Genomic DNA, 17,740 nt, shown 5'->3' on the forward strand with positions numbered 1-17,740 from the left:
ACGGTTATTGCTTGCTGACATCCTTTGCCGGTAACGAAACGAGAAAATCATGGCCAGATTCAATTCCGCCCTGCTTGTTCCCCTGCTGCTCTGCTCCTTTCTGGTATTTTCCGGGTGGGCTGCCTACCAGGCTGCTACCCGGGTCAGTGACATCAGTGATCGGGATTATTACAGCAACGGGCTGAAATACAACAGCACGATGCTCGAGAAACGGGCGGCAGCCGTACTGGGGTGGGAGCTTCACAGCGAGCTGATTGACGGCGTGTTGATCCAGCGCTTAACCAACCATGAAGGCGAACCGGTCAGCGGCGCTCAAGGTCTGCTTGAACTGCAGTACCGCGGAGCCTTGCTGATTGTTCCCCTTGAGGAGTCAGATCCCGGCGTCTATCGTGCGCAATTACCCCAATTATCCGGTGAAACCCTCATCCGGGCTGAGTTTGATCATGATGGTGCCCGGATTTTGCGGCGCCTGTTGTTGACCCTCTGAAATGACCGCTATCAACGAGCTAACCTGCGACCACTGTGCTGAACAGTTTTCCCCTGCCGATCTGGTAACCGAAGAGATCGCCGGAACCACCCGCAACTTCTGTTGCTACGGCTGTCGCGGCGCATATCTGATTATCCGTGGCGCGGGCCTCGAGCATTTTTATCAGCGCCCCGACCGTGAGGCCGGGACCCTCAAGGAAGCCTTCAACTTACGTTTTGACGATGCCTACCTGGCGCGTTTTGTCCGTCATCAAGAAACCGGGGACGAAATCAGCCTGATTGTCGATGGGATCCGCTGTGCCAGCTGCATCTGGCTGATTGAACGACTGCTGCAAAAACATCCGGGGATTTTGTCGGTTCGGGTCAATTTTGCCACCCACCGGGTGCTGATCCGCTTTACCGACACGGTGATCAGCGCTGCCGATATCTGCCGCAAACTGGCCGCCATCGGTTATCTGGCGCGCCCATACAGCCTGGACGAACTGCAGCAATCGGCCCACCGCGAAATGCGCAGCCTGCTTATGCGCTTCGGGACGGCGGTTTTTTTGACCATGCAGCTGATGGGATTTTCCCTGGCCCTGTACGCCGGTTATTTTCAGGGGATCGATCTTCAGACTAAAACGATGCTGGAGTATTTTGCCGCCATTGTCACCACGCCGGTCGTTTTCTATTCGGGCTATCCTTTTATTCGTGGCGCCTGGATCAGCCTGCGCAATCATGAACCCAACATGGATCTGTTGATTGCTCTGGGAACCCTCTGCGCCTATTTCTATAGTCTCTATGCCATGGCCACCGACGCTGAAGTCTACTTTGAAACCGCGGCTATGATTATCACCCTGATTCTTGCCGGGCGCCTGATCGAAACGGGAGCCAGACGCAAGGCTGCCGCCGGGATTGATCGTCTGCTCAAGCTGGCGCCCTCACATGCCCTGCGTTATGAAGATGGCGTCTGGCACGAGGTTGACAGCCGGCAACTGCGCCCTGGGGACCTTATCCAACTCAAAGCCGGAGATCGCCTGCCGGTGGATGGCATCGTCGCCCGTGGTACCAGTGAAATTGATGAAGCGGCCGTCACCGGCGAGCCCCTGCCGGTGCTCAAGGAAAGCGGCGATCGGGTGGTCTCCGGCACCCTCAATCTGAACGGCAACATCGAGGTCAAGGTCACCGCGGCCGCCGACGACTCCTTCCTCGCCCGGATGACCGCCATCGTTGAACAAGCGCAGACCGATCAGGCACCGATTCAGCGTCTCGCCGACCGGGTTGCCGGGGTTTTTATCCCGATCGTTTTAATGATATCCGCCGCGACTTTTATTTACTGGCACCTGCGTGATGGTGCCGCCCTGCTCAATGCCGTCTCGGTGCTGGTCGTTGCCTGCCCCTGCGCCCTCGGGCTGGCGACCCCGACGGCGGTAATGATCGCCACCGGACGGGCGGCTGAAGCCGGGGTGCTGTTTCGTGGTGGCGATATTCTTGAGGCGGCATCACGCATTAAATACCTGGCTTTTGACAAAACCGGCACCATCACCATCGGGCGGCCCCATGTCGTTGCAATCAGCCCCAGCCGCCATGGACATGAACAGCAATTACTGCAAGGGCTGGCAGATATCGAAGCAGGCAGCCACCACCCCCTCGCCCGCGGCATTCTCAAGGAAACTGCCCGCCACGGCATCACTCCCTCTCCGGTTGAAAAATCCACCACCTATACCGGTCTGGGAATGGAAGCCTGGCAGGGCAACACGCATCTCATCGCCGGCAACCGGCGTTTTCTGAAACAGCGGGGAATCGACCTGCCTGAGACCACAACCGACGGGCGCAGCGAGGTTCATCTGGCATGCGATGGCCGGTATATTGGCCTGGTCACCCTTGAGGATCAGGTACGCGCCGATGCGCCCCGGATGTTCAGTGACCTGAAGCGACTCGGCTACACCAGCCTGCTGTTAACCGGCGATCGTGAAGATGTCGCCCGCCGTATCTGTTCAATGCTGGCGATTGAAACCTGGTACGCTGAACTGACCCCGGAACAGAAAACCGAACAGATTGACCAGCTGGCCCCGGCTGCGGTGATGATGGTGGGTGACGGGATCAATGATGCGCCGGCCCTGTCGAAAGCCACCATCGGCTGTGCCATTGCCGGCAGCACCGACATCGCGGTTGAAAGCGCGGATCTGATTCTCACCCGTCCGCACCTGGCCAACATCCCCTTTGCCCTGTGCCTCGCACAAAAAACCCTGGTCAACATCAAACAGAACCTGGCCTGGGCTTTCAGCTATAATCTGATTGCTATCCCCCTGGCCGCCAGCGGCCTGCTGGCGCCGGTTTACGCGGCGGCAGCGATGGCCATCAGTTCAATCTGTGTCCTGCTGAACTCCCTGCGCCTCAAGCGCCACGGACAACTGCCATGATGACCTCCACCATCCTGTTGATTTTTCTTTCCTTCTGTATCGGCACCGGAGTCTGGTTGTTTTTTCTTTACGCGGTCAAAAAGGGAGAATTTGACGATGTCGAAGGGCCGAAATACCGGATGCTGGATGATGACGATGAGGAGTTGCCGGATAAGAAATCAGATGACGATCAACACCCTTGACTAAAGGTCACTGCAAGCACCGGTTTATAGGACTATCGAAACAAGAAATCAGAAGTTGTAAGAAAACCTGCTTCAGAATATTTCCTTCTGGATTCTCGGTTCTTTATTCTCAGTTCCCAGTCATGCAACGCGGCAAATTGCAGTGAATTCAGCCCACCGGAAACTAAAGCCAACCCCATCTTTTAAAGTTTTTCATCACCCTGTCATTTCCCCTCTTTTTATGCTACTTTTCTCGTCAACAAGTTAACTGAAATATTCGGTCAACCTCGCATATTTTCACCCCCACATTTTTTTCTCTAACAAGGAGACACCCCATGGATCCTGCCGCGCTTGTTCCCGCTGCTGATATTATACCAGCACCCTGGGGCTGGTTTTATGTTCTACTGCTGGTCACCTTTCTGCTCCATCTCCTGGTGATGAACGCCATGCTTGGCGGCGGCATCATCACGCTCATCAGCTCATTTCGCAAAACCGAGCAGGATCGGTTACTTTGCCGGGAGTTCAGCTACAAGTGGCCTTACACCATCGCCTTTGCCGTCAATTTCGGTGTGGCGCCGCTACTCTTTCTGCAGGTGCTCTACGGCCAGTTCATCTATACCAGTTCAGTGCTGATGGCGGTCTGGTGGCTGGCGATTATCGCCATGCTGATTTTTGCCTATTACGCCGCCTATATCTATGATTTCAAGTTTGACAGGCTGGGTAAGCCTGCCGTTTTTTTCGCCCAGGTCGCAGTGGTTCTGATGCTGTTCATCGCCTTCCTGTTTACCAACAACATGACCCTGATGCTGCAACCGGAGCGTTGGCTGGCGTACTTTACCAATAGCGGCGGCACCCTGTTGAACCTTTCCGACCCCTCGGTCATCCCCCGCTATCTGCATTTTATCATCGGCGCGGTGGCGGTTGCCGGACTGTATCTGGCCCTGATCGGTCATTTTAGCTGGCGCAAAAGCCTTGTTGATCCGGCGGCGCTGATCAACAAGGGGATGCGTTATTTTACCCTGGCAACGGCTTTACAGCTCGTCGTCGGCATCTGGTTTCTGATCGCCTTGCCACGCGAGGTCATGATGATCTTTATGGGTGGAAGTAGCCTGGGAACCGGGTTACTGGTTGTCGGCCTACTACTGACCCTGGCGGTTCTGCACTTTGGTTACCGTCAGCGGGTGATGGCCACCTGCAGTCTCACCCTGGTGCTGATGATTGTCATGGTGTTGATGCGTGATCTGGTGCGCACAGCCTATCTGCAGCCTTACTTCAGTCTTGGTGATCTTGAGGTTGCCACCCAGTATTCCCCTCTGATTTTCTTTTTACTGGTGTTGGTCGGCGGCCTGGCCCTGATTGTCTACATGATCAAGCTGGCGCTGAATTGCGGTAAGGAGGTAGCAAAATGAACTATCCGGTCTGGGAACTGACGACCTTTGGTGGCGGTTTTCTTATTGCCCTGATTGCCGTTGTCCATGTCTTTGTCGCCCACTTCGCCGTCGGTGGTGGGCTGTTTCTCGTCGCCATGGAAAACAAGGCCTATCAGGAAGAAGACCAGGGCCTGCTCGATTACGTAAAAAAACACAGCAAATTTTTTCTGCTGTTGACCATGGTTTTCGGCGGCATGACCGGCGTCGGCATCTGGTGGATTATCTCCCTGGTCAGTCCGGGAGCCACCTCCGCCCTGATCCATATCTTCGTGTTCGGCTGGGCCGCGGAATGGGTCTTTTTTCTGGCAGAAATCATCGCCCTGTTTATCTACTTCTACACCTTCGGCAAGATGGGCCGGCAAAACCACATGCGGGTGGGAATGATCTATTTCTTCTGTGCCTGGATGTCCCTGTTCCTGATCAACGGTATCATCGGCTTTATGCTCACTCCTGGCGGCTGGAGCGACAACCAGAATTTCTGGTCCGGCTTTTTCAACCCTAGCTTCTGGCCGTCACTGGTGTTTCGCACCGGTCTGTCCCTGGTCATATGCGGCGTGTTTGGCTTTGTCACTGGTGCCTATATCAAGGATGCCGCACTGCGGCAGAAAATCATGCGCACCTGCGCCGGCTGGGTTGTTCTCCCCTTCATTCTGATGGTAACGGGTGGTTGGTGGTATCTAAAAGCCCTTCCCGAGCCGCAACGCTCCATGATCCTGGAAAAATCGCCGGAACTTACCAGTTACCTGTCCACCATGTTCTGGTTTATGCCCCTGCTCTTTATTGCCGCCCTGATCATGACCATCCGCCTGCCCAACAGCCTGCAGAAGATCTTTGCCTTCGGTGTCGTAGCTATTGCTTTTGTGTATTTTGGTGCATTTGAGTTCGTCCGCGAGGGCGGACGGCGCCCCTTTGTCCTTTATCATTACATGTATTCCAATCAGATTCCGGTGAGTACCGCCCCCGAGATCATGCAGTCGGGATTTCTCAAGAGCGGGCGCTGGACAGGCCTCGATGAAACAACCAATGAGAATTTAGCGGAGGTCGGGCATCAACTGTTCAAGTTTCAGTGCAGTGCCTGTCACGCCATTGATGGCCCGCTGAACGATATCCGGCCATTGGTGCAGAAATACGACAATGTCTTCGGAATGGACTCCAAACTCAACGGTCTGGGGACGATGAGCCCCTACATGCCGCCCTTTATCGGCAATCGCAATGAGCGCTGGGCACTGGCAACCTATCTGGTCGGGGTGATCAATCAGCAACCGGAAACGGAAGATCTATACAATCTGAGCCGTGGCAACAGTACTGTTGCCACGGTTGAATTGCCGGTGGAGATTCCTTCATTTGACAAAAACCGGGACGAATACGTGCTTCTGGCCTGGAGCCCCGTGGGCATGCGCGAACTCAGTGATGCCGATGACTACTGGCAGATCCAGACACCGGGCAGCGCGATCCAGGCGCAACTGGTGCGCCGCGGCGATTCACCTCAACGGCTTATTGAGGGAGTGGAAATCCGCTATCAGATCGACGAGGCCCCTGGTTCATCGACCTCACAACTGCTTGCCGCTGAAAAGTCCGGCATCATGGCAGCCGCTGCTGATCGTTTTCTGTTTTATGCCGATAACATCCCGCTGGTGCCCTACACAACTACCGGCGAGGTAAACCCCTATCCGTTGTTTACCATCAGTGCCATCGACACTGAGTCGGGAGAACTCCTGGCCACCACCAGAACCACTGTTCCGGTTGCCACCGAAATGGGGTGCAAAAACTGTCATGGCGGCGGCTGGAAGGTAGACGATAAAACCGGTATCAGCAACACCACAGCCCTGGATGTGCTTGCCGTTCATGACCGCATCAGCGGCACGACTTTGCTGCAGCAAGCCAAGGATGGCGCCCCCCTTGCGTGTGCGTCCTGCCATCCCCGCCATGGCGAGGAATCCTCGCCGCTGCTCAACCTGTCAGCCGCCATCCATGGCTGGCACGCCAACTTTCTTACTGAGCGGGATGACGCCCAGGCCTGCATCTCCTGCCACGCCGGCGATCCCCACGGGGCAACCCATTTTCACCGTGAACATCATGCAGCCTTTATGAACTGCACCCATTGCCACGGCACCATGGAAGAGCATTCCTTAAGCCTGCTGAAACTGGAGCAGCAGACGGGCAAAGCGGGAGCAGAGGTTTTAATGGCAAACTTAAGCAGCAGAAACTACAGTGTCGACACCATCAACCCGCGCCAACCCTGGAGCCAACAACCCGACTGTCTCACCTGTCATGATTTTTTTGCTGTCGGTTCGTCGCTGGATGCGTTTAACCGCTGGACGAGTGTGGAAGACGAGCTGTTTCGCAACCGACAGGATCTGATGGGCGTTATGATGTGTCAGGCCTGCCACGGCAGCACTCATGCCCTGTACCCGGCGATCAACAAGTACGGTAGTCGACGTGATATTATTCAGCCGCTGCAGTACCAGGGCAACGATCGCCCCATCGGCAACGACTGCACCGTCTGCCATACTGTCGCTAAGGAGTTTGAAGGCCACCATCCCAACTCACTGCGCCAGTAACCGCCCTGAAGCAAAAAGGCAGCCTATCCGAGGCTGCCTTTTTTGTTGTTTTAAGCACCATGTTGCCTGCGGTCTACCAGGGTGGTGTCAGTCCGAAACTTGCCAGCTTGACCGCAAATTCTTTCGCCTCACGCGAGAGAATCTGGCGTTCCTGTTTCTGCTTGACCCAACCGGTTCTGGTACACCAGGCGACCGCCATTGCCGCCTGACCATTGACGACCAGCGTCAGCAGTTCCTGCTCCTGGCGTGACAGGGTCATCTGCCCGAAACGATAATCCTGGAAGGCTTCCCAGGTCGCCGGCACCCACTGCTTGACGATCTTTTCGCCAATGGTTTCAGCATAGCGACGAATCTCCAACTGGGCGTGGCTGTCCATGCGCAGGGCCAGAAAATGCAATAGATTGTGCAGATCAATCTGCCAGAAAGCCTCGGTATAGGTGCTTAAGGGTAGATCCTTGCGCGCCTGTTCGCGGGCGACCCCGGCGTCGAGGCGCTGCTGGTAAACTTCTTTACTCAGGCGGTGCAACTCCTGTTCAGCGGCACTGAACTGTTCCCCTTCGGCCAGCGCAAAAAGACCACTGCTGCCCTGTTTGTTGTCCTGCGCCTGCCGGCGCCAGCTATCAGCCGGTGTCATCTGGGCGCGATCAATGGCGATGGAGTAGCGGGTACTGTATTCATTGACGCTGGCTGTACGATGGCGAATCCATTGGCGCCAGCTATCCATCGGCACACGTACATGGAGCTTGAGCATGCACATCTCAAAAGGGGTGGTGTGCTGATGGCGTAACAGATAGCGGATCAGGGCACGATCTTCCGACACTTTACGGGTGCCATCACCGTAGGAAACCCGGGCGGCCTGGACAATGGAAGAATCATTCCCCATGTAATCGACAAGCCGGACAAAACCGTCGTCGAGTACAGGAAAAGCGTGGCCAAGTAATTGATCAAGCTCCGGGCTGGATGGGCGCGTCAGTTGGGTTGTCACTTCTAAAATCCTCTGGCTGGGGTTCCAAGACAATAGAACTATGTTATAATCTCGCGGTCCGCAACACTTCCCCACATATCCTAAAATGGAGAATTTTATGCCTCACCTGCAATTTGAAATCAATCGCCCTCTGGAAGATAGCGCTAAAATTGCTTTTGCTGAAAAAGTCCGGCGGCTGTTTTCTACCATTATGGATACCGGAACCGATCACATCAGTATTTCGATCCGTGAATTCGGAACCTACAATCTGTCGATCGGACGAGTCAAAGAACCGGAAAAAGGGGTGGCCCTCGTCAACGCCGATATCCGTGAGGGGCGAACCATCCAACAGCGCCGGGAGCTGACGCTGGGCTTCATGCAACTACTGCACGACACCTGGCAGATCCCCAAAGAGCATATGTACGTCACCCTCACCGAGCACAAAGGGGAAGACTTCCACCTGCTTGAACGTTATCTGGCGGGCTGGCAGGAAGGGGAAGATCCGCTGGCAGACTGAAGCTGAGACTAAAAGACTCCTATTGGCGAATTCCGTCAACGGCAGCGATCTTGTGACTGCCGTTTTCCATCACCGCAACCAGCTGCTCAACCAGCTGGTTAAAATCGGTCCGCTTGTCTTTAGGAACAGAAGCCGCCATCGGGATATTGGCCTTGATCGGATTGACCGGCCGACCGCGAACATGCAATTCAAAGTGCAGATGAGGGCCGGTTGACCGCCCGGTGTTGCCGGAAAGGGCAATCCGCTCGCCACGCTTTACCGTCTGGCCGCGCTTCACCAGAATCCGATGCAGGTGCAGGTAACGGGTCAGATACTGGCTGCCATGCTGGATTTCGACATATTTGCCGGCATAAGGATGACTCATCACCCGCGTTACAACCCCATCACCGGTTGCCAGGATCGGGGTACCGGTCGGCATAGCGAAATCAACCCCGTTGTGAGGGCGCACCTGCCTGGTAATCGGATGTTTGCGGGCAGGATTAAAAGCAGAACTGATACGGTACTGGCCACCCATGGGATAGCGCCGGAAGGCACGGGCCAGACTTTCCCCGTTATCATCGTAGTAGCTGCCATCCTCAAATAAAAAGGCCGTATGTTCGCGATGCCGGCGCACAATCCGTACCGCCTCAATACGACTCTGGCCGGTAAACTCCTCGTCGACAAACTGCTGACTGCGCACCACCTGGAAACGATCCCCGGCGCGCATATCACGGGCAAAGTTGAGATGATCCCGGAACAGGTTAGTAATGTTGGCCGTTTCCATCTCGCTTAAACCGACACCTATAGCCGACAGATAAAAGCTGCCGTTGATTTCACCATCAAGCAGCTGCTGCTGCCACCGGCCTGGGTGGATAACCTCTTCGTAGCCGAAACTGTCGTCATCAAACCGGGAATAAAGAACCTGTTTGCCCGGGTCAATAAAGAGCTCCATGCTCAGCAACCGTGTGCCGTCCTCATCAAAGGTAAAGGTCAGATGCTGGCCGGGGCGCAGCACATCAAGGGCCAGCAGCGACTCGTCGGCGGCAAGGATCTGGTACATCACACTGTGGATGCCGAGCTGATCAAATATGGTACTTAAGGTATCACCGTTGGTGATCTGGTGGAGAACAACTCGCTCGTCGGCCTCTTCGGCGGGGGGGACTGCAGCCGGCGTGACAACAGCTTCAAGACGTTTGTCACTAACCGGTTCCAATGCTGTTTCAACACTGGTCGGAAGCTTCTGACGCTGGTGCGGAATGGAAACAAAATAACCAAACAGGCCAGCCAGCACCACAGTAACAAGTCCTATCCGCAACATGCGCTTGCGGCGTAGGGCTTTACGTTCCCGAGGTGATAGTATCCAGCTTGCGTTCATAAATGACGACTCAATGGCTGCGTGGTCAACGAATAGTGGGAGGGATAGAAATCTCTAACTTTCCACTTTACACGGAATCCACAATTATTTCCAGCCTTAAACTGCCGCTGGGCAGATCCCTGACGATACCGGTTTTTAGCACAAGAAGGCGGTGTCTGGCAATCACCGCCAAACAGAACAAGGTTGCACCTTCCGGGAGGCCCTGAAGTCCTGACAGCTGAATCCTTCAGCTCAAAAAACCACACCAGAAAGAATGCCCGCTCCATTTTTATGTTGACCTGTCGAGACATTTCGACATATAAACGCGACTGATAATTTTTGCCACATTTGATCGAAGTGTGAGCTTTTAGTGCAAGTTGGCCATTGTTGGCCTTGTAACGGGATCCTGCCGCTCAACTTCCCGGCCCACACTCACCACCCACCACAAGGAGGAAAGATGAATAAGGCACTTGGTATTCTGGTACTGGTCGGCCTGCTGGCCCTGCCCGTCAGCGGACTGGCAGCGACCCTCGAGGAACGTATTGAGGCCCTGAACCGCCAGACAATGGAACTCCAGCAGCAGCTTGAGCAGATGCGTCAACAGCAAGAGCAGCAGGAAGAGTTTCTTACTGAAATCGACGAAACCATCTATGATGACATGAGCAGTCGCTTCGAGTGGTCCGGTGACTTTCGCACCCGTTATGACTACTACAGCCGCGATCGCTACACCTCAGCCAACACCACAACAACAGACAAAAACGACGCCTTGTTCACCAACCGTCTGCGTCTGAACATGAGGGTGCAGGCTCTGGAGAATGTAAATTTTGTCGGTCGCCTCACCATGTACAAGGCCTGGGGAATGCAGAACACCCCAACTGACAATGCGGGATTCTTCGGTGGATATCCGGCCATCGACGGAAACTCCAGTCGCACCCCCGCAGACGACAAACTGGTCGTGGATCGCGCCATCTTCAACTGGGCAGGTTTCGGTGGCAGCAACTTCTGGCTCTCCATGGGTCGTCGCCCCACCACCGATGGACCTCCCAGCCAACTGCGCCTGAACAACAGCAGCCGCATGGCTACCCCGGTCGCCTACATGGACTGGCCCTTTGACGGTGCCACCCTGGGTTACGCCTACGATAATCTCTTTGGTCTGGTGGATCTGCCCGGCCGCATCCGCTTCTGCTACGGCCGCGGTTACGAAGCCGGTTTAGGGGAAAACACCCTCGACGATACCGACTTCGCCGGCATCAGCTGGGATATCTATAACAAGAACAACCGTTTTGTTTATCTGCAGTCCTACGTCGCGATGGATGTTTTCAACTACCCTGACATCAGCCCCATGCTGGAACAAAGCCCGCAGTTCGCGGCAATGTTCCCCAGTGGCCGTCAAAATATCGGTGATATCTATCACACCTCACTGCTCTACATGGACAAAGTCGAGAATTTCAACTATTTCGTCAATGGAGCATGGAGCCGTACTGATCCTAACAGCAAAGGGTTGTTTAACGATCCCATGGCCATGATGATGATGCTCTCGGGACCGAACACCGACTCTGAAGATGGCTACTCCATCTATGTTGGTGGCCGTTTCGATATCCCCAGGAGCAACTTCAAGGTTGGTGCGGAATATAACTACGGCAGTGAATACTGGATCGGCATGAGCCCGGGCCACGACGACATGTATGCATCCAAGCTCGCCACCCGCGGTCACGTTTACGAAGTTTACGGTATCTATGACCTGCCCGGCAAAGCCGTTGCCAAGCTTGGCGCCGCCAGTATCCGCGTCGGCTATCAGCACTATCGCTACAATTACACCGGTTCTCTGGACTGGAATGTCAAGCCATACGACATTGACAGCGCCCAGGAGCGGGGAATCGCTACCCAGATGGGAATATTGACCGTCAAATCAGCTGATCAGGTCTACGCCAGCTTCGACGTCAAGTTCTAAGACACACAAGCACAGCAGCATCAAAGCATGACAAAAAAAGCCGGACCCTTTTTAAGGGTCCGGCTTTTTTATCGACGCTGTGGATCAAGGGTTCAGCAACAACTAATGTCAATCCGTGCCGTTGGAAAGGTTGACAGGTTAACGTACGGCGCGAGTAATTTCCTCCGCTGTGATACACTGACCCTGGGCGCCAAAGCGCTTATGAATGCAGTTCATAATATCACCCAGTGCCGGTTCAGCGATGCGGTAAAAGACCTTGCGCCCCTGGCGCTGGTTATCGAGAAAACCGCGATCCTTCAAGATCCGCAGATGGTCAGAGACCATATGGCTGGGCAGGTCACAGGCACGCGCCAGTTCACCGACCGACTCTTCATGATCAAGCAGAATCTCGACAATCCGCAAGCGGTGGGGATGGGCCAGGGTGCGCAGACATTCAGCGGCAAACTCCATCATCTCCAAAGGAATTAGTTGCTGTTGCCGGGTTTTGCTGCCTGGCGCAGCGACCTCACTGAGACTGGTTGTCGTACCCATAGTTAATTCCTCTCTTCAATAAAGCCATTTTACTAATGACAGCACCAAAGTCATCGCAAGGCTCAAACATGGGCGGAAAATAAAAACCCCTGCAAAGAATGCTAAATTGTATCAGACATAAATATCACAACCAGCCGCACTCATGCAAATTTTTCTTTTTTTTCAGCTAGTTTTAAGGCGAACCGGGTCTTTTCAGGTAGCGCGCGACGCCTTCTCGTCGATACCGGAAACACCAAAACGCCGACGCAGTTCGGCATAGATTCTTTCCGGTGGCAGCTCGAAATATCCAAGCAGCACCAGCAGATGAAAAATCAGATCAGCCGCTTCATAGACCACCTCATCCGGGTCCCCTCCCTTACCGGCAACCGCCGTCTCGGTAGCCTCTTCACCAAGTTTAGCGAGGATTTTGTCAAGACCCTTGTCATACAAGGATTTCACATAGGATTTTTCCCCGGGCTCAAGCTGCTTGCGCTCCAGGATGATCTGATAGACAGCATCCAGAATGTCAGGGTTGGTGGATTTGTTTTCAGAACTCATGCCATTCCTGCTTTCATCAGAGACGAACGATGACGCCATGTTCGCGCAGATAGTCTTTGCACTCGGCGATAGTATATTCCTTGAAGTGAAAAATCGAGGCCGCCAGAGCCGCGCTCGCTCCCCCTTCGACAAAACCGGCGCGGATATGCTCTAGATTACCGACACCACCGGAAGCGATCACCGGAATAGCGACCGCGTCGGAAATGGTTCGGGTCAGAGCGATATCGTAGCCCTGCTTGGTGCCGTCACAGTCCATGGAGGTCAAAAGGATCTCACCACAGCCGTATGCTTCCATCTGTTTGGCCCAGGCCACCGCATCAATGCCGGTCGGATTGCGGCCACCGTGGGTATAGACCTCCCAGGCCAAGGGATCGCTGCCAGGCACCTGGCGGGCGTCAATAGCCACGACAATGCACTGGCTGCCGAATCGCTGCGCCGCTTCCCGCACCAGCTCAGGACGCTGAACCGCCGCCGTATTGATTGATACCTTGTCGGCTCCGGCATTGAGCAGGTTACGGATATCAGCTATTTCCCGCACCCCACCGCCCACCGTCAAAGGCATGAACACCCGTTCGGCGGTGCGGGCGACAACTTCGAGGATAATCCCACGGTTATCACTGCTGGCAGTAATATCAAGAAAGGTCAATTCATCGGCACCCTGGGCACAGTAGGCCTCAGCCGCCTCAACCGGATCACCGGCGTCACGCAGGTCGACAAAATTGACGCCCTTGACGACGCGACCGTCTTTCACATCAAGACAGGGGATGATCCGTTTGGCCAGCATCAGACCGCTCCTTTGGTCAGGGCGACGGCGGCGCGCAGATCAAGGGCGCCGGTATAAATTGCTTTGCCGGTGATCACGCCGCTGACGCCGGACGCTTCGATGGTGAGCAACTGACGGATATCATCCAGAGAAGCAACCCCGCCCGAAGCAATAACCGGAATACTGATCGATTCGGCCAGGGCTTTAGTCGCTTCAATATTCGGTCCCAGCATCATGCCGTCGCGGGCGATATCGGTGTAAATAATGGCAGCGACACCAAATACCTCCATCTCTTTTGCAAGCTCGGTGGCCTTTTTCTCGGTCACATCTGCCCAACCACGGATGGCGACCAGTCCATCCCTGGCATCAATACCGACGACGATCCGGCCGGGGAACAAATGACAAGCCTCCTGCACCAGGGCCGGATTCTCCTTGGCGACAGTACCCAGAATTACCCGCTCGATCCCCAGGTCGAGGTAGGCTTCGATGGTCGCCAGATCGCGGATGCCGCCGCCGAGTTCAGCAGGAATATCGATCGCAGCAATGATCGCCTTGATCGCCTCACGATTCTTCGGCACCCCGGCAAAAGCGCCATCCAGATCAACGATATGCAGATACTCCCCGCCCTGCTCCTGCCAGATACGCGCCTGGGCTGCCGGATCATCATGATAAACCGTATCCTTGGCCATCAGTCCCTGCTCAAGACGCACACAGCGTCCGTCCTTTAAATCGATTGCCGGTAAAATAATCACTACAAGTCTCCGAAATTGCGAAAAATCTTAAGACCCAGATCCTGGCTTTTTTCCGGATGAAACTGGGTTGCCATGATGTTGTTACGCCACAGGGACGCACAGAATTCAATATCGCCATAGCAACAGCTGGCAGCAACATCCTCCTGATCGTCTGCGGCACAATAGTAGGAATGAACAAAATAGACGTAACTGCCGTCGGCAATTCCCTTAAACAGGGGTGACTCCCTGCGCAGCTCCAGGGTGTTCCACCCCATGTGCGGCACCTTGAGGCGTTCACCGTGCGCAACCATGTCAGCGGGAAAGCGCACCACCCGCCCGGGAATTAATCCCAATCCCTGGTGGCGGCCGAACTCCTCACTCTCATCAAACAGCATCTGCATCCCGACGCAGATACCGAGTAGCGGCTTGCCCTTGTCGATATGTTCAAGCAAGGGCGCGACAAACCCACCATGGCGCAGATTGTCGATACAGTCACGAAAGGCCCCGACGCCCGGCAGTACAACCTTGTCGGCGCTTGCGATATCCTGTGGATCAGAACTGATCCGCGCGTTTAGCCCCAGGCGCTCAAAAGCATTGGCAACACTGCGCAGATTGCCCATTTCATAATCGATGATATTGATCATTCAAGCGTGCCCTTGGTCGACAAAACTCCATGGATGCGGGGGTCAATACTCGTTGCTTCATCCAGAGCCCGCCCAAAGGCCTTGAAAATTCCCTCGATGATATGATGGAGATTGTCACCATAGGCCAGATTCACGTGAATATTGGCGCCGGAGTGATTACAGAAGGCGACAAAGAATTCTTCAACCAGTTCGGTATCGAATTCACCGACCTTGGCTTTCGGCAGCTCGACATTAAACACCAGGAACGGGCGCCCGGAAAAATCGATCACCACCGAAGCCAGCGCTTCATGCATCGGCATGATCGCCCGCCCGAAACGCCGTACTCCGGCCTTGTCACCCAAGGCCTTCTTGAAAGCTTCTCCGAGAACGATACCCAGATCTTCCACCGTATGGTGAGCATCGATCTCAATATCACCGCTGGCCTTGACAATCAGGTCAAAAAAACCGTGACGCGCTACCGCACTGAGCATGTGATTGAAAAAAGGCACCGGACTGTCGATTTCATGCTGGCCGCTACCATCAAGGTTCAGGGTGATACTGATAGCCGTTTCCCTGGTTTCACGCTCGATCATGGCTGATCTGGTCATAATATCCTCTTTTAAAAGTACAATTTTTTACCACAGAGGGGGAATGCAGAATATAGAATACAGAATATAGGAGGTGTTGTCTTTCTTCTGGATTCTATCTCCTGAATTCTAAATCCTGTCTTGGTGTTTTTTCTGTGCATTTCGTGGCTGGTTTATTGCAGTCAATATCAATCCTTCAGCCGCAACGACACCGACCGGCCATGGGCTTCCAGTCCTTCCAGTTCCGCGAGGTGTACTACCTCTTGGCCCAGCCGCTTTAAACCGGCAGCAGAGAAAGAAATAATACTCGATTTCTTGACAAAATCCTCCACCGACAGGGGCGAGAAAAAGCGCGCGGTACCGCCGGTCGGCAATGTATGATTCGGCCCGGCCAGATAGTCGCCCGCAGCTTCGGGGGTGTGATGTCCCATGAAAATGGCGCCGGCGTGGCGGATTTGGGGCAGAATCGCAAAAGGATCGGCCACTGCCAACTCCAGATGCTCGGGGGCGATACGGTTGGAAAAACGGATCGCTTCATCCAGATTGTCAGCAACAATGATCGCACCGTAAGCGTCAATCGACTTGCGGGCGATACTCTCGCGCTGCAGCTGCTGCAGTTGTTTATCCACTTCCTGCTGCACCGCCACAGCCATCTGTTCACAACTGGTGACCAGCACCGCCGAGGCGAGTTCGTCGTGCTCAGCCTGCGACAGCAGATCAGCAGCAATGATGGCAGCGTTACCGCTGCCATCATTAATCACCAGGATCTCGCTCGGCCCGGCGATCATATCAATTCCGACCCGGCCAAAGACCTGTTTTTTCGCTGTCGCCACATAGATATTGCCCGGTCCGGTGATCTTGTCGACCCGTGGCACACTGGCGGTTCCGTAAGCCAGCGCGGCTATGGCCTGGGCACCACCAATCTTGAAAACCCGGTCGACCCCGGCAATAGAGGCCGCTGCCAGCACATAGGGATTGGCGTCGCCACCCGGCATCGGCACCGTCATGATGATCTCAGCAACGCCCGCTACCTTGGCGGGAACGGCATTCATCAGCACCGAGGAGGGGTAGGCCGCTTTGCCGCCGGGCACATAGATACCAACGCGCTCAAGGGGGGTAACCATCTGGCCCAGGAGCACGTCTTCTTCTTCGGTTGAAAGCCAGGTCTGCTGCTTCTGCTTCTGATGGTAGGCGGCAATGCGCCGGGCCGCCAGTTCCAGCACTTTAAGTGAACGGGGATCAATGGAGGCTGTGGCTGCGGCAATTTCTTCCGGCGTTACCTCGATGGTAGCAGCCGACAGCTGCAGCCGGTCGAAACGTGCTGTCAGTTCAAAAACCGCCTCGTCACCGCGCTGACGGACAGCGGCGATAATTTCTTTTACCGTCTCTTCAATACCGGCAGGAATCTCGTCCGCACGCTCTTCAATGCGCCGGAAGCGCTCGCTGAAATCGCTATCGCTGAATCTCAATATGCTGATCATCCCATTCTCCGTCGCTATTGCGATATCCTCACCTCATCACCAATTATCTTTTCCAGGCCATCGATAATCGCCCTGATCCGCTCATGTTTTGTTTTGAGGCTGGCACGATTTACGATCAGACGGCTGGTAATTTCAGCGATGGTTTCTACCTCCACCATATTATTGGCTTTGAGGGTGCCACCGGTGGATACCAGGTCGACAATGCGCTCGGACAAACCGACCAGGGGGGCCAGCTCAATGGAACCATAGAGCTTGATCAGCTCAACCTGAATGCCGCGGGCGGCGAAATAGCGCTCGGTAATATTTGGATATTTGGTGGCCACGCGAATATTTGACCAGTTCATCGGATTGTCTGAGTTCCTCAGCCCTTTGGGTTCAGCCACGACCAGACGGCAGTAACCGAACTTGAGATCAAGAGGCTCGTAGAGTTTCTTTCCCTGTTCGAGCAGCGTATCCTTGCCCACCACCCCCAGATCGGCGCAGCCGTATTCCACATAGGTGGGCACATCGGTGGCCCGCACCGACATGAAACGCAGCTTCTGTTCGGGATTTTCAAAGACCAGTTTACGACTGTCCTCGTTCATCTCCGGGCAGGTGATGCCGACTCTGCTGAACAGTTCCATCGAATCCTGCATAATCCGCCCCTTGGGCAGAGCAAAGGTAATCCAGTCATTCATCAGCG

The 17,740-nt window shown here is 54.8% G+C and carries 17 protein-coding genes; 7 read left to right on the forward strand and 10 right to left on the reverse strand.

Translation table 11 applies throughout. From position 1 onward, the window contains the following. The first annotated feature begins 49 nt into the window (after window positions 1–49). From AC1931_RS10600 to AC1931_RS10620, 5 genes are all read left to right on the forward strand, one after another. Entirely contained in the window at window positions 50–487 is a 438-nt protein-coding gene (locus AC1931_RS10600) for a FixH family protein (protein ID WP_483877234.1), read from the forward strand. 1 nt (window position 488) lies between these two features. Then, window positions 489–2,888 (forward strand): heavy metal translocating P-type ATPase, encoded by a 2,400-nt coding sequence (locus AC1931_RS10605; RefSeq protein WP_483877235.1) that lies wholly within the window; start codon window positions 489–491, stop codon window positions 2,886–2,888. Next, window positions 2,885–3,070 carry a cbb3-type cytochrome oxidase assembly protein CcoS gene (gene ccoS / locus AC1931_RS10610; RefSeq protein ID WP_483877236.1) on the forward strand — a complete coding sequence of 62 codons (186 nt, stop codon included), beginning with the start codon at window positions 2,885–2,887 and terminating at the stop codon, window positions 3,068–3,070. The genes AC1931_RS10605 and ccoS overlap by 4 nt, the downstream gene beginning before the upstream one ends. Before the next feature lie 314 nt (window positions 3,071–3,384). Further along, window positions 3,385–4,458 (forward strand): hypothetical protein, encoded by a 1,074-nt coding sequence (locus AC1931_RS10615; protein WP_483877237.1) that lies wholly within the window; start codon window positions 3,385–3,387, stop codon window positions 4,456–4,458. Further along, complete coding sequence (locus AC1931_RS10620; protein WP_483877238.1) at window positions 4,455–7,040, forward strand: cytochrome ubiquinol oxidase subunit I; 2,586 nt, start codon at window positions 4,455–4,457, stop codon at window positions 7,038–7,040. Before AC1931_RS10615 ends, AC1931_RS10620 begins: the two co-directional genes overlap by 4 nt. Window positions 7,041–7,113: 73 nt before the next feature. On the opposite strand, the gene thyX is transcribed toward AC1931_RS10620, so the two are convergent. Further along, on the reverse strand, window positions 7,114–8,025 hold the full coding sequence (gene thyX, locus AC1931_RS10625) for an FAD-dependent thymidylate synthase (RefSeq protein WP_483877239.1): 912 nt from the start codon (window positions 8,023–8,025) through the stop codon (window positions 7,114–7,116). A 97-nt stretch (window positions 8,026–8,122) separates the two neighbouring features. Between thyX and AC1931_RS10630 the strand changes: the two genes are divergently transcribed. Further along, entirely contained in the window at window positions 8,123–8,521 is a 399-nt protein-coding gene (locus AC1931_RS10630) for a tautomerase (RefSeq protein WP_483877240.1), read from the forward strand. 19 nt (window positions 8,522–8,540) lie between these two features. Here AC1931_RS10630 and AC1931_RS10635 read toward each other — a convergent pair whose 3' ends face one another. Next, entirely contained in the window at window positions 8,541–9,875 is a 1,335-nt protein-coding gene (locus AC1931_RS10635; RefSeq protein ID WP_483877241.1) for a peptidoglycan DD-metalloendopeptidase family protein, read from the reverse strand. A 436-nt stretch (window positions 9,876–10,311) separates the two neighbouring features. On the opposite strand from AC1931_RS10635, the gene AC1931_RS10640 reads away from it, so the two are divergent. Next, a complete protein-coding gene (locus tag AC1931_RS10640; RefSeq protein ID WP_483877242.1) occupies window positions 10,312–11,805 on the forward strand; it encodes a DUF3373 family protein in 1,494 nt (497 codons plus the stop codon). Between the two features lie 138 nt (window positions 11,806–11,943). Here the strand turns inward: AC1931_RS10640 and AC1931_RS10645 are convergent, their stop codons facing one another. The 8 genes from AC1931_RS10645 to hisG form a co-directional block, all read right to left on the reverse strand. Then, entirely contained in the window at window positions 11,944–12,336 is a 393-nt protein-coding gene (locus AC1931_RS10645; protein WP_483877243.1) for an ArsR/SmtB family transcription factor, read from the reverse strand. 192 nt (window positions 12,337–12,528) lie between these two features. Continuing rightward, a complete protein-coding gene (locus AC1931_RS10650) occupies window positions 12,529–12,873 on the reverse strand; it encodes a phosphoribosyl-ATP diphosphatase (protein ID WP_483877244.1) in 345 nt (114 codons plus the stop codon). A 16-nt stretch (window positions 12,874–12,889) separates the two neighbouring features. Continuing rightward, window positions 12,890–13,657, reverse strand: a complete 768-nt coding sequence (hisF, locus tag AC1931_RS10655) for an imidazole glycerol phosphate synthase subunit HisF (RefSeq protein ID WP_483877245.1) — start codon at window positions 13,655–13,657, stop codon at window positions 12,890–12,892. Further along, entirely contained in the window at window positions 13,657–14,388 is a 732-nt protein-coding gene (gene hisA, locus AC1931_RS10660; protein ID WP_483877246.1) for a 1-(5-phosphoribosyl)-5-[(5-phosphoribosylamino)methylideneamino]imidazole-4-carboxamide isomerase, read from the reverse strand. Before hisA ends, hisF begins: the two co-directional genes overlap by 1 nt. Beyond that, a complete protein-coding gene (gene hisH / locus AC1931_RS10665) occupies window positions 14,388–15,011 on the reverse strand; it encodes an imidazole glycerol phosphate synthase subunit HisH (protein ID WP_483877247.1) in 624 nt (207 codons plus the stop codon). The genes hisA and hisH overlap by 1 nt, the downstream gene beginning before the upstream one ends. Beyond that, complete coding sequence (gene hisB, locus AC1931_RS10670) at window positions 15,008–15,598, reverse strand: imidazoleglycerol-phosphate dehydratase HisB (protein WP_483877248.1); 591 nt, start codon at window positions 15,596–15,598, stop codon at window positions 15,008–15,010. The genes hisH and hisB overlap by 4 nt, the downstream gene beginning before the upstream one ends. A gap of 167 nt (window positions 15,599–15,765) precedes the next feature. Further along, window positions 15,766–17,055 (reverse strand): histidinol dehydrogenase, encoded by a 1,290-nt coding sequence (gene hisD / locus AC1931_RS10675; RefSeq protein ID WP_483877446.1) that lies wholly within the window; start codon window positions 17,053–17,055, stop codon window positions 15,766–15,768. A gap of 17 nt (window positions 17,056–17,072) precedes the next feature. Continuing rightward, window positions 17,073–17,735 carry an ATP phosphoribosyltransferase gene (gene hisG, locus AC1931_RS10680; RefSeq protein ID WP_483877249.1) on the reverse strand — a complete coding sequence of 221 codons (663 nt, stop codon included), beginning with the start codon at window positions 17,733–17,735 and terminating at the stop codon, window positions 17,073–17,075. Between the last annotated feature and the right edge of the window lie 5 nt (window positions 17,736–17,740).

The organism is Pelovirga sp. C15f (genome assembly GCF_057178085.1).

Bases quoted from the DNA above. Each gene is read 5' to 3' on its own strand.
- AC1931_RS10645 (WP_483877243.1), bottom strand. From the start codon at position 12,336: ATGGGTACGACAACCAGTCTCAGTGAGGTCGCTGCGCCAGGCAGCAAA.
- AC1931_RS10615 (WP_483877237.1), top strand. From the start codon at position 3,385: ATGGATCCTGCCGCGCTTGTTCCCGCTGCTGATATTATACCAGCACCC.
- AC1931_RS10630 (WP_483877240.1), top strand. From the start codon at position 8,123: ATGCCTCACCTGCAATTTGAAATCAATCGCCCTCTGGAAGATAGCGCT.
- hisB (WP_483877248.1), bottom strand. From the start codon at position 15,598: ATGACCAGATCAGCCATGATCGAGCGTGAAACCAGGGAAACGGCTATC.
- ccoS (WP_483877236.1), top strand. From the start codon at position 2,885: ATGATGACCTCCACCATCCTGTTGATTTTTCTTTCCTTCTGTATCGGC.
- AC1931_RS10620 (WP_483877238.1), top strand. From the start codon at position 4,455: ATGAACTATCCGGTCTGGGAACTGACGACCTTTGGTGGCGGTTTTCTT.
- AC1931_RS10600 (WP_483877234.1), top strand. From the start codon at position 50: ATGGCCAGATTCAATTCCGCCCTGCTTGTTCCCCTGCTGCTCTGCTCC.
- AC1931_RS10650 (WP_483877244.1), bottom strand. From the start codon at position 12,873: ATGAGTTCTGAAAACAAATCCACCAACCCTGACATTCTGGATGCTGTC.
- hisF (WP_483877245.1), bottom strand. From the start codon at position 13,657: ATGCTGGCCAAACGGATCATCCCCTGTCTTGATGTGAAAGACGGTCGC.
- AC1931_RS10640 (WP_483877242.1), top strand. From the start codon at position 10,312: ATGAATAAGGCACTTGGTATTCTGGTACTGGTCGGCCTGCTGGCCCTG.
- hisG (WP_483877249.1), bottom strand. From the start codon at position 17,735: ATGAATGACTGGATTACCTTTGCTCTGCCCAAGGGGCGGATTATGCAG.
- hisH (WP_483877247.1), bottom strand. From the start codon at position 15,011: ATGATCAATATCATCGATTATGAAATGGGCAATCTGCGCAGTGTTGCC.
- AC1931_RS10605 (WP_483877235.1), top strand. From the start codon at position 489: ATGACCGCTATCAACGAGCTAACCTGCGACCACTGTGCTGAACAGTTT.
- AC1931_RS10635 (WP_483877241.1), bottom strand. From the start codon at position 9,875: ATGAACGCAAGCTGGATACTATCACCTCGGGAACGTAAAGCCCTACGC.